The 22,352-nt window shown below is 62.3% G+C and carries 15 protein-coding genes; 11 read left to right on the forward strand and 4 right to left on the reverse strand.

The features are described from left to right. Position 1 precedes the first annotated feature (1 nt). Positions 2-3,229 carry a carbamoyl-phosphate synthase large subunit gene (gene carB / locus OUZ45_RS02080; RefSeq protein WP_266168229.1) on the forward strand — a complete coding sequence of 1,076 codons (3,228 nt, stop codon included), beginning with the start codon at positions 2-4 and terminating at the stop codon, positions 3,227-3,229. Continuing rightward, positions 3,226-3,702: a transcription elongation factor GreA gene (greA, locus tag OUZ45_RS02085; RefSeq protein WP_266168231.1), complete on the forward strand. Its 477-nt coding sequence runs from the start codon at positions 3,226-3,228 to the stop codon at positions 3,700-3,702. Before carB ends, greA begins: the two co-directional genes overlap by 4 nt. A gap of 117 nt (positions 3,703-3,819) precedes the next feature. Here greA and ykgO read toward each other — a convergent pair whose 3' ends face one another. The 4 genes from ykgO to OUZ45_RS02105 all read right to left on the reverse strand — a co-directional run bounded on the left by ykgO (position 3,820) and on the right by OUZ45_RS02105 (position 7,587). Continuing rightward, positions 3,820-3,945 carry a type B 50S ribosomal protein L36 gene (gene ykgO, locus OUZ45_RS02090; RefSeq protein ID WP_008215056.1) on the reverse strand — a complete coding sequence of 42 codons (126 nt, stop codon included), beginning with the start codon at positions 3,943-3,945 and terminating at the stop codon, positions 3,820-3,822. Positions 3,946-4,022: 77 nt separating this feature from the next. After that, positions 4,023-4,937 carry a LysR substrate-binding domain-containing protein gene (locus OUZ45_RS02095; protein WP_266168240.1) on the reverse strand — a complete coding sequence of 305 codons (915 nt, stop codon included), beginning with the start codon at positions 4,935-4,937 and terminating at the stop codon, positions 4,023-4,025. Between the two features lie 231 nt (positions 4,938-5,168). Then, a complete protein-coding gene (locus OUZ45_RS02100) occupies positions 5,169-7,181 on the reverse strand; it encodes an NADPH-dependent 2,4-dienoyl-CoA reductase (RefSeq protein ID WP_266168241.1) in 2,013 nt (670 codons plus the stop codon). A gap of 148 nt (positions 7,182-7,329) precedes the next feature. Continuing rightward, entirely contained in the window at positions 7,330-7,587 is a 258-nt protein-coding gene (locus OUZ45_RS02105) for an acyl-CoA-binding protein (RefSeq protein WP_266168242.1), read from the reverse strand. A 167-nt stretch (positions 7,588-7,754) separates the two neighbouring features. Here OUZ45_RS02105 and cmk point away from each other — a divergent pair, with 167 nt between their 5' ends. The 9 genes from cmk to OUZ45_RS02150 all read left to right on the forward strand — a co-directional run bounded on the left by cmk (position 7,755) and on the right by OUZ45_RS02150 (position 22,337). Next, positions 7,755-8,435, forward strand: coding sequence for a (d)CMP kinase (gene cmk / locus OUZ45_RS02110; protein WP_266168243.1), 681 nt, complete (start codon positions 7,755-7,757; stop codon positions 8,433-8,435). A 180-nt stretch (positions 8,436-8,615) separates the two neighbouring features. Continuing rightward, on the forward strand, positions 8,616-10,289 hold the full coding sequence (gene rpsA / locus OUZ45_RS02115; protein WP_266168244.1) for a 30S ribosomal protein S1: 1,674 nt from the start codon (positions 8,616-8,618) through the stop codon (positions 10,287-10,289). Positions 10,290-10,326: 37 nt separating this feature from the next. After that, the gene (locus tag OUZ45_RS02120; RefSeq protein WP_266168245.1) at positions 10,327-10,659 is read left to right on the forward strand and encodes an integration host factor subunit beta; all 333 of its coding nucleotides are present in this window, start codon (positions 10,327-10,329) and stop codon (positions 10,657-10,659) included. 168 nt (positions 10,660-10,827) lie between these two features. After that, positions 10,828-11,088 carry a lipopolysaccharide assembly protein LapA domain-containing protein gene (locus tag OUZ45_RS02125; protein ID WP_266168246.1) on the forward strand — a complete coding sequence of 87 codons (261 nt, stop codon included), beginning with the start codon at positions 10,828-10,830 and terminating at the stop codon, positions 11,086-11,088. Then, positions 11,085-12,257 (forward strand): lipopolysaccharide assembly protein LapB, encoded by a 1,173-nt coding sequence (gene lapB / locus OUZ45_RS02130; protein ID WP_266168247.1) that lies wholly within the window; start codon positions 11,085-11,087, stop codon positions 12,255-12,257. Before OUZ45_RS02125 ends, lapB begins: the two co-directional genes overlap by 4 nt. A 7-nt stretch (positions 12,258-12,264) precedes the next feature. After that, the gene (locus tag OUZ45_RS02135) at positions 12,265-13,296 is read left to right on the forward strand and encodes an MraY family glycosyltransferase (RefSeq protein ID WP_266168248.1); all 1,032 of its coding nucleotides are present in this window, start codon (positions 12,265-12,267) and stop codon (positions 13,294-13,296) included. Continuing rightward, positions 13,283-15,178: a polysaccharide biosynthesis protein gene (locus OUZ45_RS02140; RefSeq protein WP_266168249.1), complete on the forward strand. Its 1,896-nt coding sequence runs from the start codon at positions 13,283-13,285 to the stop codon at positions 15,176-15,178. Before OUZ45_RS02135 ends, OUZ45_RS02140 begins: the two co-directional genes overlap by 14 nt. Then, the gene (gene galU / locus OUZ45_RS02145; protein WP_266168250.1) at positions 15,179-16,051 is read left to right on the forward strand and encodes a UTP--glucose-1-phosphate uridylyltransferase GalU; all 873 of its coding nucleotides are present in this window, start codon (positions 15,179-15,181) and stop codon (positions 16,049-16,051) included. Between the two features lie 262 nt (positions 16,052-16,313). Beyond that, complete coding sequence (locus OUZ45_RS02150; protein ID WP_266168251.1) at positions 16,314-22,337, forward strand: MG2 domain-containing protein; 6,024 nt, start codon at positions 16,314-16,316, stop codon at positions 22,335-22,337. Positions 22,338-22,352 lie beyond the last annotated feature (15 nt).

The raw sequence follows: 22,352 nt of genomic DNA on the forward strand, positions 1-22,352 counted from the left end.
GATGGCCAAGCGTACCGACATCAAGAGCATCCTCATCATCGGTGCCGGCCCGATCGTCATCGGCCAGGCCTGCGAGTTCGACTACTCGGGCGCGCAGGCGTGCAAGGCGCTGAAGGAAGAGGGCTACCGGGTGATCCTGGTGAACTCCAACCCGGCCACCATCATGACCGACCCGGAGACCGCCGACGCGGTCTACATCGAGCCGATCAACTGGCAGACGGTGGAGCGCATCATCGCGAAGGAGCGTCCGGACGCGGTGCTGCCGACCATGGGCGGCCAGACGGGCCTCAATTGCGCGCTCGACCTCGCCGACAACGGCGTGCTTGAGAAATACAACGTTGAGCTGATCGGTGCTTCGCGCGAAGCCATTCGCATGGCCGAAGATCGCGAGCTGTTCCGCATCGCCATGGCCGAGATCGGCCTGGAGTGTCCAAAGGCGGAAGTCGTTCGCACGTTCGAACAGGCACTCGTCACGCAGGCCAAGGTGGGCTACCCGACCATCATTCGCCCCAGCTTCACGCTCGGCGGCTCGGGCGGCGGTATCGCCTACAACCGCGAAGAGTTCGAAGAGATCGTCAAGCGCGGTCTCGAGCTGTCGCCGGTGGGCGAAGTGCTGGTCGAGGAATCCGTGCTCGGCTGGAAGGAGTTCGAGATGGAAGTGGTCCGCGACAAGGCGGACAACTGCATCATCGTGTGCTCCATCGAAAACCTCGATCCGATGGGCGTGCACACCGGCGACTCGATCACTGTCGCGCCGGCGCAGACGCTTACCGATAAGGAATACCAGCGCCTGCGCGATGCCTCCATCGCGGTGCTGCGCAAGATCGGTGTGGATACCGGCGGCTCCAACGTGCAGTTCGGCATCAATGCCGAGAACGGCCGCGTGGTCGTGATCGAGATGAACCCGCGCGTGTCGCGTTCGTCGGCGCTTGCTTCCAAGGCTACGGGTTTCCCGATCGCCAAGATCGCTGCCAAGCTGGCCGTGGGCTATACGCTGGATGAACTCAAGAACGACATCACCGGCGGCCTCACGCCGGCTTCGTTCGAGCCGACCATCGACTACGTGGTCACCAAGATTCCGCGCTTTGCGTTCGAGAAGTTCCCCTCTGCCGATGCCCGCCTCACCACTCAGATGAAGTCGGTGGGCGAAGTGATGGCGATGGGCCGAAGCTTCCACGAATCGCTGCAGAAGGCGCTGCGCGGTCTGGAGATCGGCAAGACCGGTCTCAACCCGACCGGGCTGGATATCAGTACCGAGGAAGGTCTGGCGACGCTCAAGCGTGAACTGCGCGAGCCGCGTCCGGACCGCGTGTTCCATCTTGCGGATGCCTTCCGCGCGGGTCTCTCGCTGGAAGAAGTGCATAGCCTGAGTCGCGTCGATCCCTGGTTCCTCGCTGCGTTCGAAGACATCGTGCTGACCGAGAACGAAGTGCAGGCGCAAGGTGTCAGCGTGCTCGACGCAGCGCGCATGCGCGAACTCAAGCGCATGGGTTTCTCCGATGCCCGCTTGGCCGAACTCACCGGCAGCGACGAGGCGGCCATGCGCCACCTGCGCCGCACGCTGGGTGTGCGCCCGGTGTACAAGCGCGTGGATTCCTGTGCGGCCGAGTTCGCCACCACCACTGCGTACATGTACTCGACCTATGAGGAAGAGTGCGAGGCTAACCCGACCAACCGCGACAAGATCATCGTGCTTGGCGGCGGTCCGAATCGCATTGGCCAAGGCATCGAGTTCGACTATTGCTGCGTACACGCAGCACTCGCGCTGCGCGAGGATGGGTTCGAGACCATCATGGTCAACTGCAACCCGGAAACGGTTTCCACCGACTACGACACCTCCGACCGCCTGTACTTCGAGCCGCTGACGCTGGAAGACGTGCTGGAGATCGTGGACCTGGAGAAGCCCAAGGGCGTGATCGTGCAGTACGGCGGCCAGACCCCGCTCAAGCTGGCCCGTGCGCTTGAAGCCGCCGGTGCGCCGGTCATCGGCACCTCGCCGGATTCGATCGACTTGGCCGAAGACCGCGAGCGCTTCCAGCAGATGATCGAGAAGATCGGCTTGAAGCAGCCGCCGAACCGCACCGCGCGCACCGCCGACGAGGCGCTTTCGCTGGCGCGCGAGATTGGCTATCCGATGGTGGTGCGCCCGAGCTATGTGCTCGGTGGCCGTGCGATGGAAATCGTCTATAGCGATGCCGATCTCTCGCGTTACATCCGCGAAGCGGTGCAGGTGTCGAACGATTCGCCGGTGTTGCTCGACCGCTTCCTCGATCACGCGGTCGAGGTGGACGTGGACATCATCGCCGACGCTGAGGGCAACGTGCTGGTCGGCGGCATCATGGAGCATATCGAAGAGGCCGGTGTGCATTCCGGCGACTCGTCGTGCTCGCTGCCGCCGTACTCGCTGTCGCAGGAAGTGCAGGACGAAATGCGCCGTCAGGTCGCGCTGATGGCGAAGGAGCTCAAGGTCATTGGCCTGATGAATACGCAGTTCGCCATTCAGGGCGACACCGTGTTCATTCTCGAAGTGAACCCGCGTGCATCGCGCACCGTGCCATTCGTGTCCAAGGCCACCGGCGTGCCCCTGGCCAAGATCGCCGCGCGTGCCATGGCAGGCCGCACGCTGATTGAGCAGGGCACGACACGCGAAGTGATCCCGGGCTACTACTCGGTGAAAGAAGCCATTTTCCCGTTCCTGAAGTTCCAGAACGTCGATCCGATCCTGGGTCCGGAGATGCGTTCCACGGGCGAAGTGATGGGTGTGGGCCGCAGCTTTGGCGCTGCCTTCGCGCGCGGTCACGATGCCGCCGGCATCAAGACGCCGCAGAAAGGCAAGGTGTTTCTGTCGGTGCGTGATGCCGACAAAGATCGCCTGCTGCCGGTGGCGCGCGATGCGCTGTCCCACGGCTTCAGCCTGGTGGCTACCGAGGGCACGGCCAAGTATCTGGCCGAGCATGGCGTGGTCTGCGAGCGCATCAACAAAGTGGCGGATGGGCGGCCGCATATCGTCGATCTGATCAAGAACGGCGAGATCGTCTATATCGTCAATACCACCGAGGGTAAGCAGGCCATCGCCGATTCGTTCTCGATCCGTCGCGAAGCTCTGCAACACCGTGTTACCTACTCAACCACCGTCGCCGGAGCCCGCGCGCTCGTGCATTCGCTGGACTTCCATGGCACCGGCGAAGTGCATAGCCTGCAGGAACTGCACAAGGAGCTGAACCCATGAGTCGTGCCCCCATCACCAAGATCGGCTCGGAACGCCTGCGTGGCGAGCTGGACAAGCTGAAGTCGTCGGACCGGCCGCGGATTATCGCGGCCATCGCCGAGGCACGTGCGCATGGCGACCTCAAGGAAAACGCTGAATATCACGCGGCGCGTGAGCAGCAGAGCTTCATTGAGGGCCGTATCGCCGAGCTGGAGGCTGCGTTGTCCACCGCTGAGGTGATCGACGTGTCCCGCCTGGCTGCGGGTTCGCGCGTGGTGTTCGGTGCTACGGTGGACCTGGAAGAAGAGGTCAGCGGCGAGGCGGTGACTTACCAGATCGTGGGCGACCTGGAGGCCGACATCAAGCAGCGCCTGATCGCGGTGTCGTCACCGATTGCCCGCGCCCTGATCGGCAAGAGCGAAGGGGACAGCTTCGAGTTCAAGGCGCCAAATGGTGTGAAGCGTTACGAGATCACCGGCGTGCGCTACGCCTGATGTCTGACCTGTAGGAGCGCACCCTGTGCGCTCCTACAAGGCGTTTGGCGGAAATGGATGGGCAACAAAAAAGGGCCGCTTGCGCGGCCCTTCTTCGTTGACTCGTCGCAGCTGAAATCAGCGCTGACGAGCCTTGAAACGCGGGTTGCTCTTGCAGATCACGAACACCTTGCCGCGACGGCGCACAACCTTGCAGTCACGGTGCCGCTGCTTGGCGGACTTCAAAGAGGAAAGCACCTTCACGGCCAGCTCCTGACACTTAACGGAAAAAGATAAGTTAAAAAGTGTAGCTGTTTGATTGCTCTGGAACAAGTCCGGATTTACAACAAATGCGGAACGGCTTTGGATTCGGCCAGCATGGACAGGAATTGGGCCAGTACCGGCGAAGCATCGTCCCGACGGCTTGCGACGGCCAGCAGCATATAGGCATCGGGATCCTCCAGTTGAACATAGCTGACACCGGTCAGGGTGACCGTGCACATGGAGGCAGGGATCAGCGCTAGTCCCATGCCGGCAGCCACCAGCATCAGCAGCCCATTGATCTGCTGGGCGTGTTGGCGGATCAAGGGGTGGAAGTTGGCCTTGGCGGCGATGTGCGCCAGCCGGTCGTACAGGGTGGCGGCGAGTTCGCGCGGTTGAACGACGAAGGCTTCGTCGGCCACTTCGCGTAGCCAGATGCGTTTGCGATCAGCCAGTCGATGCTCGGAGGGGAGGGCGAGCAGCAGGGGTTCGCGGTCGATGTCGTCCAGACGCAGATCGCGGGCGTCCGCCTCGTGCTTGGGCAGATCGCGTACGAAGCCCACATCCAGGTCGCCCGCCAGTAAGGCGGCAAACTGCGGCTCGGTGTACATCTCGCTGAGGATGACGCGGACATGCGGTGCATGACGGCCGAAACGCAACAACGTCTGGGGCAGCGCAGGGTGGAACGTCACCGATACGGTGTACGCCAGTCGTAGTTGGCCACTGAAGCCTGCCGCGGCCTGGACGACCTGACTGCGTGCCTCGCCGGCCTTGGCTAGAATTTGCCGAGCCTGGTCTAAAAACACCCGCCCGGGCTCGGTCAGCGCCACATTGCGTTTGTCGCGATCGAGCAGGCGAACTCCAAGATCGGCTTCAAGAGACTGAATTTGCTGAGAAAGTGGCGGTTGGGAGATATGCAGTCGTTGGGCGGCGCGAGTAAAGCTCAGCTCTTCAGCCACGGCAACGAAGTAGCGCAACTGGCGGAAATCGAACATATATAGGATTTACATATAAGTTTCGTCCGAAATATATATTGGTTTCTGTAATCCGTCGATCATATGCTTCTCCTCGTCCCGCCACCGTCCCCTCCCCCCAGGTGGCGGAGACCCTCGCCCCGCGACGATGCTATCCCCGCGATACCCGGTCCCTCCCCCTGACCGCCTATCGACGCATCGTTTAGCGGGGCGCTTTCATTTCTGCGCCCCTAAAGCCTGTGACGCCAACACTTAGATCGTGCTGGCGAGTCGCGTGCCTTGGTCGATGGCGCGCTTGGCGTCGAGTTCAGCGGCCACATCGGCACCGCCGATCACATGCACCTTCAGGCCGGACGTCGCCAGGGCATCCGCCAGAACGCGAAGCGGCTCTTGCCCGGCGCAGATCACCACGTTATCCACCGGCAATATCTGTGGCTTGCCGTCGACGGTGATGTGCAGGCCCTTGGCGTCCAGTCGCTCATAACCCACGCTGCCCAGCATGGTGACCTGTTTGGCCTTGAGCGTGGCGCGATGGACCCAGCCGGTGGTTTTGTTCAAGCGAGCTCCGGGGCGCCCCTCCGTACGCTGGAGTAGCCAGAGCTGACGAGCGGGGCGTTCGGGTTGCGGTGGCTGCAGGCCGCCTCGTGTATCGAGTTGCATATCGACGCCCCATTCGCGGGTCCAGCGCACGACATCGGTGGTGGGCGATGGGGCATGCTCCACCAGGAACTCGGCCACATCAAAACCAATGCCGCCGGCGCCGATGATGGCAACCCGCTGTCCGACAGGTTTGTGGTGTGCCAGCACGTCGAGGTAATTCAACACGCGCGGATCGTCGCTGCCAGGAAAGCTCACGTGCCTTGGCGTGATGCCCGTAGCGATCACGATTTCGTCATAGTGCTGAAGGGAACTGGCATCTGCCGCCTGACCTAGTTGCAGGCGCACACCGGTATCAGTCAGGCGGTGCCGGAAGTAGCGCAAGGTCTCGTGGAACTCTTCCTTGCCCGGGATGCGCTTGGCGTAATTGAATTGGCCGCCTATCTCGCTGGCCTGGTCGATCAATGTCACTTCGTGGCCGCGCTCGGCCAGTGTGCTCGCGCAAGCCATGCCGGCGGGCCCTGCGCCGACCACCGCAATGCGCTTGCGGTTTGTCGTTGGGGTGATCTGAAGCTCGGTTTCGTGGCAGGCGCGCGGGTTGACCAGGCAACTAGCGCGACGGTTCTGGAACACATGGTCCAGGCAGGCCTGATTGCAGGCGATGCAGGTGTTGATGCGATCGCTACGGCCGGTTTTGGCCTTCACTGCCCAATCCGGATCGGCCAGCAGCGGCCGTGCCATCGACACCATGTCCGCTTCGCCGCTGGCCAGTACCTGTTCGGCCACCTCTGGCATGTTGATGCGGTTGGTGGTGACGAGCGGGATCGAGACCTCGCCCTTGAGTTTGCTAGTCACCCATGCGAACCCGGCGCGCGGCACGCTGGTGACGATGGTGGGAATGCGCGCCTCATGCCAGCCGATACCGGTATTGATGATGCTGGCGCCTGCCGCCTCGATGGCCCTCGCCAGCGAGACGATCTCGTTCCAGTCCTGACCTTGTTCGATCAGATCCAGCATGGACAGGCGATAGATGATGATGAAATCACGGCCGACCGCTTCACGCGTGCGGCGCACGATTTCCACCGGAAAGCGCATGCGTTTCGCGGCGTCGCCACCCCAGGCATCGCTGCGCTGATTGGTGCGTGCCGTAAGGAACTGGTTGATCAGGTAACCCTCTGAACCCATCACCTCGACGCCGTCGTAGCCGGCCTCCTGTGCCAGCTTCGCGCAGCGAACGAAATCGCGAATAGTCCGCTCCACTCCGCGCGATGACAGCGCGCGCGGCGTGAATGGAGTGATCGGGGATTTGATCTTCGAGGGCGCCACCGACAGCGGGTGATAGCCGTAGCGGCCCGCGTGCAGGATCTGCATGCACAGCTTGCCACCCTCGGCATGCACGGCACGGGTCAGCTTGCGGTGCCTCGCCACGTGCCATGGCATCGATAGGCGCCCACCGAAGGGCTTGAGCCAGCCCTCGATGCTGGGCGCGATACCGCCGGTAACCATAAGCCCAACGCCGCCACGCGCTCGCTCGGCGAAATACGCGGCCAACTTGTCGTAATCCGAAGCCTTGTCCTCCAGGCCGGTGTGCATCGAGCCCATCAGAATGCGATTGGGCAGAACGGTGTGGCCAAGATCGAGAGGGGTAAACAGGTGAGGGAAGGACATCGGGCAACCGGATTCAAACGGACGTATGAATCTGCCCGGGTGGCGAGGGGAAAGCAAGAGGAATGGCGGGAACACTGGGGCTGCTGTCCCATCCCGCGCTGGCGTTCCTTGTTGGTGTGGCTTCGCTACTCGTCCCGCGCGAGGTCTCTCACGCCAACAATTGGTGCACCAGGGCGATGTACCGGCGCATGGCCTCTTCGCGCGAAACGCCACGCAGCTGCGCCCAGGCTTCGTGCTTGGCGGTGCCAATGAAGTCGAAGAAACCCGGTTGGGCGTCGCGAATGTCGCCTTCGGAACCCTGCTTGTACAGCGCGTAGAGCTTCAGAAGGGTGTCGTTGTCCGGCCTTTTGTCCAATCCTTGGACGTCCTCAGCGGCTTGCTGGAACTCGCATTGAAGATCGTTCATAGGATGGGCATTCGCGAGGTTCGTCGGCAGGACGGGCGGGCTAGATAGCATGCGGGTGGGGCAGGGTCAACGCGATAAGCGTCTGATTCATAATCTCTGCGTAGCCCAGGCAGGAATGTGAATCAGGCTCTAACATATTGGTTTTGCCTGCCCAGCCTGGAGTCGCCATGAGCCCATTGTCCCCCGTCCCTGTACTCACCATCGACGGGCCTTCGGGATCGGGCAAAGGCACGATCAGCCGGCTGGTGGCCGAGCATTTGGGGTGGCGCCTGCTGGATTCAGGTGCTTTGTATCGGGCGGTAGGCTATGCCGCAGGCATGGAGGGGTTGGATTTGTCTGATGCTGAGGCGGTTACTCGTTGTGCTCAGCACGTGAAGATCCGCTTCCATGCGGCCCCTGATGGCCAGGACACTCGCGTCCTGGTCAATGGCCACGATGCCACCGACGAGCTGCGAACCGAGACTGCGGGCGCTGCGGCGTCGGCCATTGCCTCCATTCCTTCGGTGCGTCAGGCCTTGGTTGATCTGCAGTTGGGCTTCCGCAAGTCGCCCGGCCTGGTGGCTGACGGGCGGGATATGGGGACAGTGATTTTCCCCGATGCCGCCCACAAGGTGTTCCTGACCGCCAGCGCCGCCGAACGAGCAAAAAGGCGCTATAAGCAGTTGAAGGAAAAGGGGCTCAGCGTTACACTCTCTAACCTTCAGCGCGAGATCGAAGCGCGTGACGCTCGCGATGCATCCCGAGCGGTTGCGCCGCTGAAACCTGCCGAAGATGCCGTCCTGGTGGATACCACCGGCATGAGCATTGAAGGTGTGGTCGCGAAAGTACTTGCTGTCGTGCAGCCCTGAGCGGATCGCATGTCGGCATTGGTGCCCCTGTCGCGGCAGGGGTTTTGGTCAACGGTGCCGAGGGCCGTCCCGCTGAGGGACAACCCGAAGACACCCATAACCGGTGGGCCGATCCATCCGTGCGCATAACTTCCGACGGCGCGCACTGGATTACGGCCTTTTCTCATTTCTGGAATCAACATGACTGAAAGTTTTGCCGAACTGTTTGAACAGAGCCAACAGGCTATCTCCAAGCTGAAGCCGGGCGCGATCGTCACCGGTATCGTTGTGGAAATCCGCAACGACGTCGTCGTGATCAACGCTGGCCTGAAGAGCGAAGGCATCGTCCCCATCGAGCAGTTCAAGGATGAGAAGGGCGAGTTGGAGGTGCAGGTAGGCGACGAGGTGAAGGTTGCCCTCGATGCCCTGGAAGACGGTTTCGGCGAGACCAAGCTGTCCCGCGAGAAAGCCAAGCGTTCGATGGTATGGGACGACCTGGAGCAGGCGTTCGACAAGGAGGAGACCATCAAGGGCATGATCTCCGGCAAGGTCAAGGGCGGCTTCACCGTCGATATCAAGGATGTCCGCGCGTTCCTGCCGGGCTCGCTGGTCGACGTGCGCCCGGTGCGCGAGCCGACCTATCTCGAGGGCAAGGAGCTCGAGTTCAAGATCATCAAGCTCGACCGCAAGCGCAACAACGTGGTCGTCAGCCGCCGTGCCGTCGTCGAGACCGAGTTCTCCGAGGAGCGCGAGAAGCTGCTTGAGCGTCTGACCGAAGGCGCGGTGGTCAAGGGTACCGTCAAGAACCTCACCGACTACGGCGCGTTCGTGGATCTGGGTGGTATCGACGGCCTGCTGCATATCACTGACATGGCGTGGAAGCGCGTGCGTCATCCGTCCGAAGTCGTCAACGTCGGCGACGAGCTGGACGTCCGCGTGCTGAAGTACGACCGCGAGCGCAACCGCGTGTCGCTGGGCCTGAAGCAGCTGGGCGACGACCCGTGGGTCGCCATTGCCCGCCGTTACCCGGTCGGCAGCCGCCTGTTCGGCAAGGTCTCCAACGTCACCGATTACGGTTGCTTCGTCGAGATCGAGCCGGGCGTGGAAGGCCTGGTCCACGTGTCCGAGATGGACTGGACCAACAAGAACGTCAACCCGGCCAAGGTCGTGCAGGTCGGCGACGAGACCGAAGTGATGGTGCTGGACGTGGACGAAGAGCGTCGCCGCATCTCGCTGGGTATCAAGCAGACCCGCTCGAACCCGTGGGAAGCCTTCGCAGCGATGCACAAGAAGGGTGACAAGGTGTCCGGTCAGATCAAGTCGATCACCGACTTCGGTGTCTTCATTGGCCTGGACGGTGGCATCGACGGCTTGGTCCACCTGTCCGACATCTCCTGGCAGGCTTCGGGCGAAGATCTGGTTCGCAACTTCAAGAAGGGCGACGAGATCGAGGCCGTGGTGCTGGCTGTGGACCCGGAGCGCGAGCGCATCTCCCTCGGCATCAAGCAGATGGAGCAGGATCCGTTCGGTCAGTTCATGGCGACCAATCCGCGCGGCACCATCGTCAACGGTGTCGTGAAGGAAGTCGACGCCAAGGGTGCCGTGATCGACCTCGGCGAGGGCGTCGAGGGTTACCTGCGTGCCAACGACATCGCCAAGGAGCGCATCGACGACGCCACCCTGCACCTGAAGGTGGGCGACAAGGTCGAGGCCAAGTTCACTGGCATGGACCGCAAGGGTCGTCAGCTCCAGCTCTCCATCCGTGCGAAGGACGAGGAAGAGCTGAATGACGCCATGGCTGAGTACTCGTCCGCTTCAGGCGGCACGACCAAGCTGGGCGCCCTGCTGAAAGAGCAGCTGAACAAAGCTGACTAAGCAACACGCATGACACGGGGCGGCACGTTGCCGCCCCGTGGTTCCACGTCACGGACATTGGGGACCCATGACCAAATCCGAATTGATCGAGGCGCTGGCACGGCGTCAGACCCATCTTGCGTTTGGCGATGTCGAACTGGCCGTCAAAAGCGTGATCGAGCAGATGAGCCATGCGCTTTCCCATGGCGAACGCATCGAAGTTCGTGGGTTCGGCAGCTTCGCACTGCACTACCGGCCGCCGCGTATGGGGCGCAACCCCAAGACTGGTGAGGCGGTTGCCTTGCCGGGTAAGCATGTTCCGCACTTCAAGCCGGGCAAGGAATTGCGCGAGCGAGTAAACCAGGATCTGGAATCGGTAACGTCCGCGTAAGCGGTCGCCAGGATTCAGGGCCTTCGGAAGGCAGGCGGCGTCAAGCCGGTCCTGCCTTCTTTTTTGTCTGCGATATGTGAAGGTGATCGCTTCCCGTTTTGAGTTCTTGCGTCCTCAGTTTTCACTCATGCCTGTGCCCATCCATGGCAATCGGGTAAAGTCGCGGCCATGCGATTGATCGTGATGCTGATCCTGCTGCTGTTCGTTGCTGCCGGCATAGTGCTGGGGGCGCTCAATGCCGATCTGGTCGAATACGACCTGGCCTTCGTGCATTTTCAGATGCCGAAAGGCGCTGCCTTATTGGCTGCCTTGGTGCTGGGTTGGCTGTTGGGCGGGTTGACGGCATGGCTGGGCGTGAGCTCGCGTCACCGTCGCCAGCGCCGTCAAGCTGCTCGCAACGCCGACTCCAGGTTGCCCGCAGACGCATGATTGCCCTCTATGTGCTTGCCCTGCTGATTCCAGTCGCCTTCGCCAGTGGCTGGTGGACTGCCCGAAGCGCCGGGGTGAAGCGCTCCGGTGCCCAGGTCAGCGAGCTGTCTTCGGACTACTTCCGTGGCCTCAACTACCTGCTCAATGAAGAGCAGGACAAAGCCATCGAGGTCTTCCTTCGCCTGGCCGAGTACAACCGCGACACGGTCGAGACCCATTTGGCGCTGGGCAATTTGTTCCGCCGCCGCGGTGAGGTCGATCGCGCTATCCGTCTGCACCAGCACCTGGTGTCTCGTCCCGGTCTCTCGGATGCGATGAAGACCGTCGCCTTACTGGAACTGGGCGAAGACTATATGCGCGCCGGGTTGCTGGACCGTGCTGAAACCCTGTTTTCCGACCTGGTGGCGATGGACGCGCATGCGCCTTCGGCGCTGCGTCATCTGATTGCGATCTACCAGCACGAGCGTGACTGGCACAAAGCCATTGAGCATGCCCGCCGACTGGAGGCTATGACCGGTGAGGACGAGGCCGGCATGATTGCGCAGTTCTATTGCGAACTGGCCGACCAGGCTCGCCAGCATGGGGCCAGGCAGGATGCCAGCGAGTATCTGCGCCAGGCCTTCGCCTGCCAGCCCGACTGCGTGCGTGCCTTCATGCTCACGGGGCGCCTGCATGCCGAAGACGGGCAGCATGGCACGGCCGTCGATGTCTACGAGACCGCGATCGAGGCCGATATCGCCTTTGTGCCAGAGATCCTTCCGCCGCTGCTCAACAGCTACGCACGCTCGCAGCAGATGGAGCGGGCGGAGCGTTTCCTGCGCGACATCCTGGAGCGCTACCACGGTGTTTCTCCGGTGCTGGCGCTGACTCGGCTGTACCAGCAGCGCGATGGTGAGCGCACGGCCATCGACTTTCTTACTTCGCAGTTGCGTCAGCGTCCCTCGGTACGTGGGCTCATGGCGCTAATCGACGCCACCATGGACAAAGTGGAAGGCGAGGCGCGCGAAAATTTCCTGATCCTGCGCGACCTCACCAAGAAGCTGCTGGAAGGCCAGGCCATGTATCGCTGCAGCCGCTGTGGTTTCGGGGCCAAGGCGCATCACTGGCAGTGTCCTAGCTGCAAGAGCTGGAGCACGATCCGCCCAATCCACGGCGTCGCCAACGAGTGAGGTGGGGATGTCGCCTTTCATGCTGGCCATAAGGATGGTGCTGGCATCGCTGCTGGTTGCCTTGTTCGTGGTGCGCGGTGCCATCGCCTACGCGCATCGCCGCGGCATGCTGGACCATCCCGGGCAGCGTCGCTCCCATACGATACCGACCCCGCGCGGCGGAGGCATCGGCATCATCATCGCCGTCTTGCTCACTGCGCCCTGGTGCCTGTGGTTGCTTCCTGCCGCATGGTCGATCGCTGTGACCTCAGCATTCGCCCTGGGAACCCTGATGGTCGCCGCGATCGGCTGGTGGGACGACCACCATTCACTGCCGGTGCTGCCGCGCCTGGGGGGGCAGTTGACCGCTTGCGCGTTGTTCGCTTGCGCCCTGGTGGCCGGTGTGGCTTCCTGGCTATGGTTGCCTCTGCTGGTGTTGGGCGGGGCCTGGAGCATCAACCTGCACAACTTCATGGACGGCATCGATGGCCTACTGGCGCAGCAAGCCCTGTTCGTTGCTGTGGGCCTGGCCTTGTTGGCGATGGGCGGGGGGCAGCCCGCGCTGGCCGTCAGCATCGCTTGCCTGGCGGCGGCAACCCTGGGGTTTTGGTACTACAACCGTCCTCGGGCGGCCATTTTCATGGGCGATGTGGGCAGTGGGACGCTGGGTTTCCTCTTGTTCGCCTTCATCGCCATGCTGTGGCGGGTGGATTGGCGCTTGCTCTGGCCGGCCCTGATCCTCAGTTCATCCTTTGTAACGGACGCCAGCCTTACCCTTTTCAGCCGGTTTCTGAAAGGACGGCGCTGGTACACTCCGCACCGCGAACACGTCTACCAATGGCTGGTTCGCAGTGGCATGTCGCACGCTCAAGGGGGCGCGTGCTATCTGGCCTGGAACCTTTTGATAGCGGCGCCTCTGGCCTGGCTGTCATGGTTTTGTCCAGGATGGGGATGGACGATCTGCGTCGTCACGTATTTGATCGCGAGCGCAGCATGGATGCTCGCCAAGCGCTACTGTCGGTGGCGTATCCAGCACAAGGCCATTCATGTCGCTACGTAAACTGATCGGTGTCATTCATCCGCGCACGGCAGTCGTCGGGCATGACTTGCTGATGGCGGCATTGGCCTGGTGGGCGGCGAAGGCATTGCGTTATGCCTTGATCGACGATGCGGCGATCAGCTTCCACCTCCTTGAGTTTCCATTGGTGCTGGCCGTGCAGGGCGTGGTGCTCAACTGGACGGGCCTGTACCGCGGCCTGTGGCGCTTTGCCAGTCTGCCCGATCTGTGGAACATCCTTCGCGCGACGGTGATCGGTGCGCTGGCGATTGGCCTCACCCTGTTTCTGTACGACCGTCTCGCTGACGTGCCGCGCTCGGTGCTGCTGGTCTATCCGGTGGTGCTGTCCCTGCTGCTGGGTGCCCCGCGCTTGACCTACCGATTCTGGAAGGACAGCCGCGTCGACATGTTCCAGTCGCAGCCGGTACAGCGCGTGCTGATCGTCGGTGCGGATCGTGCCGGCGAGGCTTTGGCGCGTGATCTTCATCGCGACAGCCGCTATGCGGTGGTCGGTTTCGTCGACGACCGGGACAGCCTGCGCGGCGCCAGCATCAATGGACGCCCGGTGCTTGGCCGCATCGAACAGTTGCCTGAGCTGGCCCGCGAAGTGGCCGCGCAGATGTTGCTGATCGCGATGCCCGGCGCTTCGACGGAAGAGATGCGCAATATCGTTGAGCTGTGCGACCAGACCGGTCTGCCCTATCGCACCGTGCCCAAGCTCGAGGACGTCGTCGCCGGCCGCGCGCAGTTCAACGAGATCAAGGAAGTCGCCATCGAGGATCTGCTCGGCCGCGATGCGATCGAACTCGATTGGACGGCTATTCGCGAGACCCTCACCGGCAAGCGCGTGCTGGTCACGGGTGGCGGCGGCTCCATCGGTTCCGAACTGTGCCGGCAGGTGGCGAGGCTGGGTGCGCAATCGCTCTGCGTGGTCGACCACAGCGAATTCAACCTGTACCAGATTTCGCAAGAACTGCGCCTTGAATACCCGGAGCTGATTTTCGACGCTGTTCTCGCCGACTGCGGCGACTCGGCAGCGACGCAGCGCCTGTTCTCCGAGCTAAAGCCGCAGGTGGTTTTCCATGCGGCCGCCTATAAGCACGTGCCGATGCTGCAGGGGCAGTTGCGCTCTGCCTTCCGTAACAACGTGCTGGCCTCGCGCACCATGGCCGATATGGCTGATCGCCACGGGGTCGAGTGCTTCGTACTGATTTCCACCGACAAGGCGGTCAACCCCACCAGCGTGATGGGTGCTTGCAAGCGCATTGCGGAAATCTGGTGCCAAAACCTCGATGCGCGATCGAATACGCGCTACATCACCGTGCGTTTCGGCAATGTGCTGGACTCTGCGGGCTCGGTGGTTCCGTTGTTCCGCAAGCAGATCCGCAGTGGCGGTCCGGTGACCATCACCCATCCGGAAATTTCGCGCTACTTCATGACCATCCCTGAAGCCTGCCAGCTGATCCTGCAGGCAGCGAGTCTGGGTAAGGGCGGTGAAATTTTTGCGCTCGATATGGGCGAGCCGGTGAAGATCCGTGATCTGGCCGAGCAGATGATCCGTCTCGCCGGCAAGAAGCCGGGGACCGAGATCCCCATTGTCTTCACCGGCCTGCGTTCGGGCGAGAAGTTGTTCGAAGAGCTGTTCCATCCGCTCGAAAACTACAGCGCCACCGCGCATGCCAAGATTTTCCTGGCGCAATACCGTCAGGTGAGCTGGGACCTCTTGCAGGCCCAGCTAGTCAAGGCGTCCGAGGCGACGTCCGCGTTCGATGAAGAAAGTCTGCGGCGCTGCGTGTCCAGCCTGCTGCCCTCGTTCCGCTGGAGCGATGTGGCGCAGCCGGACAACGTGGTGTCGATCCGTCGCAATGAATCAGGAGAGAAGTGAGTGAGTAAGCCGTTGCGCAAGGTGGTCTTCCCGGTGGCTGGCCTCGGTACGCGCTTTCTGCCGGCCACCAAGGTCGTCGCCAAGGAAATGCTGCCGGTACTGGACAAGCCGTTGATCCAGTACGCCGTTGACGAGGCCGTGGAGGCCGGTGCTGATACGCTGATTTTCGTCACCAATCGCTATAAGCACGCCATCGCCGATTACTTCGACAAGGCTTACGAGCTGGAAGCGAAGCTGCAAGAGAAGGGCAAGGATGAGCTGCTCGCGCTGGTGCAGGGCACGCTGCCGCGCCATGTGCGCGCCATCTTCGTCACCCAGCCCGAAGCGCTGGGCCTGGGTCACGCTGTGCTGTGCGCCAAACCCGTGGTCGGCGATGAACCTTTCGGTGTGGTGTTGCCGGACGACCTGATCTGGAACAAGGGCAAGGGTGCCCTGCGGCAGATGGCCGAGCTCGCGGAGTCTCAGCAGGCTGGTGTGATCGCCGTCGAGGAAGTGCCGCAGACCGACACCGACAAGTACGGCATTGTGGACGCCACGCCGATCGATGCGCGCAGCGCACAGATTCGCCATATGGTGGAAAAGCCCAAGCCGGCGGATGCGCCGTCCAATCTCGCCGTGGTCGGCCGCTATGTGCTGCCGGGGCGCATCTTTGAGCTGTTGGAGCAGACCACGCCTGGTGCGGGCGGCGAAATTCAGCTTACCGACGCCATCGACGCCTTGCTGAAAGAACAGGGCAAGGTGCTGGCCTACCGTTTCGAAGGCACTCGTTTCGATTGCGGCAACAAGGCTGGCCTGGTGCGCGCGACCATGCACATGGCACTACAGGACCCCAAGCTCGCACCGACGGTGCGTGAGCTGCTGAGCACGCTCTAAGCTTTCACCACCGTCCATAGCCCTTAGTTGGGCCTACGCGGATCGGATGGGTCCCCATGCCTATCCTGTCCAGTGACGACGCAAACAGCGTCGTCATGTCAGAATCTGTACCGCATCCTGCCATGTTCATGGAGCAGGATGCGCTTGGGGAAAACTGATCGACACCGCTGTTCCACACTGTGGGGCGGCTTTGTCGCATGCGGTGTTGGTCCAGGGCCGGCGTCTGCCGCTTCTGTTCATTGGATGATTGTCAGGAAGCATTATGGATTTGCTGCGGTTTCTGTTTTCACTGCCGGTGCGCCTCGTGCACGGCCTGCTCTATGGGATCGCCCTGATCCTGCGACCGCTGATCGGACATGTGTCCTGGTCGGCGCCGGGTTGGGTGCCAGCCACCGGTTCGTTCGTTCGCCGTCGCCCGCTGCATGCCGCAGGCGCCCTGCTGGCGACGATCGCGATAGCCGGCGGCGGCTGGTTCGGCTGGGAGTGGTACAAGAACCGTCCCAAGCCGGTGGAGCCGACGCGCATCAGCTTTGAAGTGCAGAAGCCGTCGATCACCGACTACACCAAACAGCCGATCGTCATTCGCCCGCTCACGGTGCAGTTCTCGCGTTCCGCCGCGCCGATCGAGCGGGTCGGCAAACCTGTGACCACCGGTGTCGTCATGCAGCCGGCGGTGAAAGGACAGTGGACCTGGGCCGACGATCGCACCCTCAATTTCGTACCGGCCGAGGACTGGCCCGTCGGCAAGCACTACGAAGTTCGCTTCGATATCGGCAAGGCCTTTGCTGCCCATGTGCTGATGGCCGAGGATCATTTCGAATTCGATACCGCACCGTTCGAGGTGAAGTTCGCACGCGGCGAGTTCTACCAGGACCCGCAAGATGCGACCGCCAAGAAGACCATTCAACCGGTCAACTTCAACTACCCGGTGGATACCGCGCAATTCGAAAAGCGCATTGGCTTGACGCTCACGGAGAAGGGCAGCGCGGACGCGCCGCTCAAGTTCAGCGTCACTTACGACCAGTACAAGCTGCATGCGTGGATTCACTCGCAGCCATTGGCCCTGCCGCGCGACAACGGCGCCGTGAAGTACGACCTCGACAAGGGTGTGCGCAGCGTGCGCGGCGGCGATGCGTCGAAGGATGCACTCACCACCAACGTGACGGTGCCGGGGTTGTACAGCCTGTCCATTGATGACATCACGCCGACCTTGGTCGACAACGACAAGTACGAGCCCGAGCAAGTGCTGGTGATGGGCGTCAGCGGCACCGTGCGCGCCGACGAATTGGCCGGCCTCACCAAGGCCTGGGTCCTGCCCAAGCGCAAGCCTGACGTAGAGCAGGGCGAAGATGAGGCGCCCTATAGCTGGGGTGCGTCGGAAGTCAGCGAAGCTGTGCTGCACAAGGCGCAGCCGCTGAAACTGGAGCTGGTGCCTACCGAAGGGGACTACGAAGCGACACAGAGCTTCAAGTTCCACGCGGAACCTGGCCAACGTATCTACGTGCGCGTGGAAAAGGGTCTCAAGTCGTTCGGTGGCTACATTCTCGGTAAGCCGCGCGTTGAAACGCTGACCGTTCCCGACTATCCCAAGCTGCTTCGCTTCATGGCTGATGGCTCGCTGCTGTCGATGAGTGGCAGTAAGCGTGTCTCCGTGGTGTCGCGTAATCTGCCCGGCATGCGTGTGGAAGTGGGGCGCGTGTTGCCTGATCAGATACAACATCTGGTCAGCCTCAACCAAGGCAATTACACACAACCCTCGCTCAGCTATGCCTTCAGCGAAGATCATATCGTCGAGCACTTCGAACAGAAACGCGCCTTCCCCAAGGGCGATCCCGGCAAGGCCCATTACGAAGGCGTGGATCTTGGCCAGTACCTGAAAGATGGCAAGCGCGGCGTATTTCTGCTGCACCTCTCCAGCTACGACCCGGTAGCTGAGAAGAAAAAGGCAGATGCTGCGAAGGCAGAGGAACAGGGTGCCCAGGCGGCACCTCGCAACGACGATCAAGACAGCGCCAACGCCGAGTCCGGTGACGAGAGCGAAGGCGGCAGCGAGTACAACAGCGAAGCGTCGAATGCGTCCGATCCCTCCGACACTCGCCTCGTGGTGGTCACCGACCTTGGCATGCTGGTCAAGCGTGGCGTGGACGGCAGCCAGGACGTCTTCGTGCAGTCCATTCACAGTGGCCAGCCGGTGGGCGGTGCCAGCGTGTCGGTGCTCGCGATGAATGGCCAGACGCTCTACAGCGAAACCACCAGCGCCGAAGGTGCCGTACATTTCCCCACCTTCAAGGGGCTGGAACGCGAGAAGCGTCCGGTGCTGTACCTGGTGAAGAAGGGCGACGACCTGTCCTTCCTGCCTATCGGTACCTACGACCGCCAGCTCGACTTCTCCCGCTTCGATATCGGCGGCGAACGCAACGCGACCAACCAAGGCCAGCTGTCCGGCTATCTGTTCTCCGATCGTGGCATCTATCGACCGGGCGATACCTTCCATATCGGCCTGATCGTGCGCGCTGCCAGTTGGACGCACAGCGTGGCTGGCGTGCCGCTGCAGGCCGAGATCGTCGACCCGCGCGGCGCTACGGTGAAGCAGTTGCCGCTATCGATGGACGCCAGCGGCTTCAGCGAACTCGACTACGCGCCCGCCGAAACTGCACCTACCGGCACCTGGACGGTGAACCTCTACATCGTCAAGGACGGCAAGGCCGGTGCGCAGATCGGCAGCACCACCGTGCAGGTCAAGGAGTTCCTGCCGGACCGCATGAAGGTCGAAGCCAAGCTCTCGCAGCAGGTGCCGGAAGGCTGGGTCAAACCAGACCAACTCAAGGGCCTGGTCGATGTGCAGAACCTGTTCGGCACGCCGGCCGCGGATCGCCGCGTGGAAGCCTCATTGACCCTGCGTCCGGCATGGCCGGCGTTCCGTAGCTGGCCGGACTACCACTTCTACGACGTGCGTCGCGCCAAGGAGGGTTACGAAGAAGCCCTGGAGGACGGCACGACCGACGACAAGGGCCATGCTGAGTTCGACCTCGACCTGAAGAAGTACGCCGACGCCACCTATCAGTTGTACTTCCTCACCAAGGCCTACGAGGCCGAGGGTGGCCGCAGCGTGGCCGCGGCTGCGCAGACCCTGGTGTCGAGCAACGATTGGCTGGTGGGCTACAAGGCGGCTGATAGCCTCGACTACGTCAGCCGTAGCACGTCGCGCAGCGTGCATCTGGTTGCCATCAACAACCAGGCCAAGGCGATCGAGCTGAAGGATCTGCGCGCCCAGCTGATCGAGCGCCGCTACATCTCCGTGCTGACCAAGCAAGACTCCGGTGTCTACAAGTACCAGTCCAAGCTCAAGGAGATTCCGGTCAACGAGAAGGCGCTGACGATTCCCGCCGCCGGTCTCGATTACGAGTTGCCCACCGACAAACCGGGCAACTACGCGCTGGTGATCCTGCGCGGTAGCGACCGGGTCGAGGTGAACCGTGTCGACTACTCGGTGGCTGGTGCCGCCAACGTGTCGCGCGCGCTGGATCGCAACGCCGAACTGCAGCTCAACCTCAACAAGCAGGACTTCGCGCCGGGCGAGTCGGTGGAGATCGCTGTGCGTGCGCCTTACGCGGGCAGCGGCCTGATCACCATCGAGCGCGACAAGGTGTACGCACACGCCTGGTTCCATGCCGACACCACCAGCTCGGTGCAACACATCACCGTGCCGGCGGAGTTCGAAGGCAACGGTTACATCAACGTGCAGTACATCCGCGATCCGGCCTCGGACGAGATCTTCATGAGTCCGCTGAGCTACGGCGTCGTGCCGTTCTCGGTGAACCTCGATGCGCGACGCGACCCGATCAAGGTCGAGTCGCCGGCGCTGGTGAAGCCGGGCGAGACGGTTACGTTCAAACTCACCTCCACCCAGCCGACCAAGGCCGTGGTGTTCGCCGTGGACGAGGGCATCCTGCAGGTAGCCCGCTACAAGCTCGGCGACCCGCTGAAGTTCTTCTTCCGCAAGCGCATGCTGGAAGTGAACACCTCGCAGATCCTCGATCTGATCCTGCCGGACTTCGAGAAGCTGATGACCATGGCCGCTCCGGGCGGCGATGCGGACGCTGCGATCGGCCGCCAGCTCAATCCATTCAAGCGCAAGCGCGACAAGCCCGTGGCCTACTGGTCCGGCATCGTCGACGTGAACGGCGAGAAGGAGCTGACCTACCAGGTGCCGGATTACTTCAACGGCAAGCTGCGCGTGATGGCCGTGACGGTGTCGCCGGAACGTATCGGCACCTTCGAGGGTTCCACCACGGTGCGTGGCGACTTTGTGCTGTCGCCGAACGTGCCGACCACACTCGCCCCGGGCGACGAAGTGGATGTGAGTGTTGGCGTGGCCAACAACCTCACCGGTCTCGGCGGCAAGCAGGTGCCGGTAGCGGTCACTCTGAAGACCGGGCCGCAATTGCAGCTGGTCGGTGATCCGACGCAGAGCCTCAACCTCGGCGAAATGCGCGAGGGCGTAGCGGTGTTCCGCGTCAAGGCGACCGACAAGCTTGGTTCCGGCAATCTCACCTTCACCGCTAGTTACGGCGGCAAATCGGCCAAGCAGAGCGTCGATCTGTCGGTACGCCCGGCGTCCGCTTACCGCACCCAGGTCAATGTGGGCCGGGTGGATGCAGGCAGCAAGGCGGACTTGCCGGATCTGCGCAAGCTATACGACGCTTACGCATCGCGCGACGCGGCGTTCTCGCCGCTACCGGTGGTGCTGGCCCAGGGCATCACCAGTTATCTGGTGAACTACCAGAACTACTGCAGCGAGCAGATCATCAGCGCGGCCATGCCGAAGCTGGTGGTGGCGAAGTGGCCCGTGGTGCCGGTGTTTGCGCACACGCTGCAACCCGCCTTTAGCGAAAAGAAGATCAGCAACGACGAGGCGATCACCCAGTTCCTCGACGTGCTGCATGCGCGCCAGAATGGCCAGGGCGGCTTTGGCCTGTGGGCGGCCACGCCGGATGCGGAACCATTCGTCTCCGCGTATGCGATGAACTTCCTGCTGGAAGCGCGCGACCGCGGTGTGAACGTGCCGAAGGACATGTTCGACGCAGGCAATACCTATTTGCACAAGCTCGCCAGCGATGACGGTATGGACTCGCTCGACAAGTTGCGTCAGCGCGCCTATGCGGTCTATCTGCTGACCCGCCAAGGCAATGTCACCACCAATGATCTGGCGGCGGTGCAGAAGCGCTTGCAAGAAGCCTATCCGGACCAATGGAAGAACGACCTGGCCGCGGCATGGCTGGCGGCGTCCTACCAGTTGCTCAAGCAGGACAAGCAAGCCAATCAATTGATCGCCGGTCCGCAGAAATTGCTGGAGCGCACGGCCGCGGACAAGGCCTACGTCTACGGCTATTACTACGATTCGCTGATCCGCGACTCCAGCGTGCTCTATCTGCTTGGCAAGCACTTCCCTGAGCGCGCCAAGGCGCTGTCGCCACGCGTGTGGGAGAACATCAGCTACCCGCTCGCACACGACTGGTACAACACCCTGTCGTCGTCGATGACCTTGCTTGCGCTGGATGCCTATGCGACGCAGTCGGGCGGCGACCTCAGCAAGCTCAACATCGAAGAGGTGCATGCCGACGGCAACGTCAAGGCCATCGCCACCTTGCAGGGCAACCTGATGCAGGCCGGCAGTTGGAGTGGAGCTGCCGGTCGTCTCCGCTTCACCAACGGTGGTGCGCTGCCCGCATGGTATGTGGCTAGCCAGGGCGGCTATGACCGCGATGCCCCGAACAAGGCCATCAAGAACGGCATCGAGATCATCCGCGACTACACCGATACGAACGGCAAGTCGCTGGGTCAGATCCATGTTGGCGAGGAAATCGACGTCCATGTGAAGATCCGCGCCACCAGTGGCGAGGGTGTTTCCAACGTGTCGATCGTGGACTTGCTGCCGGGTGGCTTCGAGCCCGTCATCCAGCCGCCGCCGGAAGTGACCGATCACCAGGAAGACGGCAGCGCGCAGAACGACCAAGGCGGCGACAGCGAGGTCAAGCCCAGTGCGTGGCGTTCGCCCATCGGCCTGTCCAGCTCCACCTGGACACCGGAGTACGCGGACATCCGTGAGGACCGCGTAGTGATCTACGGCACGGCGACGCCGGATGTGCGCGAGTTCGTCTATCGCATCAAGGCCACCAACGCCGGCAAGTTCATCGTGCCGCCGGCTTATGGCGAATCGATGTACAACCGCGAGATCCAGGCGCGCTCGCCTGGAGGCGCCACGTTGACGGTGCGCAAACCGTAAGCCGCAAGGCTTCGC

Origin of the sequence: Dyella subtropica (genome assembly GCF_026283965.1) — a bacterium.
Taxonomy (GTDB): Bacteria; Pseudomonadota; Gammaproteobacteria; order Xanthomonadales; family Rhodanobacteraceae; genus Dyella_D; species Dyella_D subtropica.

Excerpts from the sequence above, each read along its gene's own strand:
- OUZ45_RS02105 (WP_266168242.1), bottom strand. The coding sequence starts at position 7,587 with ATGAACGATCTTCAATGCGAGTTCCAGCAAGCCGCTGAGGACGTCCAA.
- OUZ45_RS02150 (WP_266168251.1), top strand. The coding sequence starts at position 16,314 with ATGGATTTGCTGCGGTTTCTGTTTTCACTGCCGGTGCGCCTCGTGCAC.
- greA (WP_266168231.1), top strand. The coding sequence starts at position 3,226 with ATGAGTCGTGCCCCCATCACCAAGATCGGCTCGGAACGCCTGCGTGGC.
- rpsA (WP_266168244.1), top strand. The coding sequence starts at position 8,616 with ATGACTGAAAGTTTTGCCGAACTGTTTGAACAGAGCCAACAGGCTATC.
- OUZ45_RS02095 (WP_266168240.1), bottom strand. The coding sequence starts at position 4,937 with ATGTTCGATTTCCGCCAGTTGCGCTACTTCGTTGCCGTGGCTGAAGAG.
- OUZ45_RS02135 (WP_266168248.1), top strand. The coding sequence starts at position 12,265 with ATGTCGCCTTTCATGCTGGCCATAAGGATGGTGCTGGCATCGCTGCTG.
- carB (WP_266168229.1), top strand. The coding sequence starts at position 2 with ATGGCCAAGCGTACCGACATCAAGAGCATCCTCATCATCGGTGCCGGC.
- OUZ45_RS02140 (WP_266168249.1), top strand. The coding sequence starts at position 13,283 with ATGTCGCTACGTAAACTGATCGGTGTCATTCATCCGCGCACGGCAGTC.
- OUZ45_RS02100 (WP_266168241.1), bottom strand. The coding sequence starts at position 7,181 with ATGTCCTTCCCTCACCTGTTTACCCCTCTCGATCTTGGCCACACCGTT.
- OUZ45_RS02125 (WP_266168246.1), top strand. The coding sequence starts at position 10,828 with ATGCGATTGATCGTGATGCTGATCCTGCTGCTGTTCGTTGCTGCCGGC.
- cmk (WP_266168243.1), top strand. The coding sequence starts at position 7,755 with ATGAGCCCATTGTCCCCCGTCCCTGTACTCACCATCGACGGGCCTTCG.
- lapB (WP_266168247.1), top strand. The coding sequence starts at position 11,085 with ATGATTGCCCTCTATGTGCTTGCCCTGCTGATTCCAGTCGCCTTCGCC.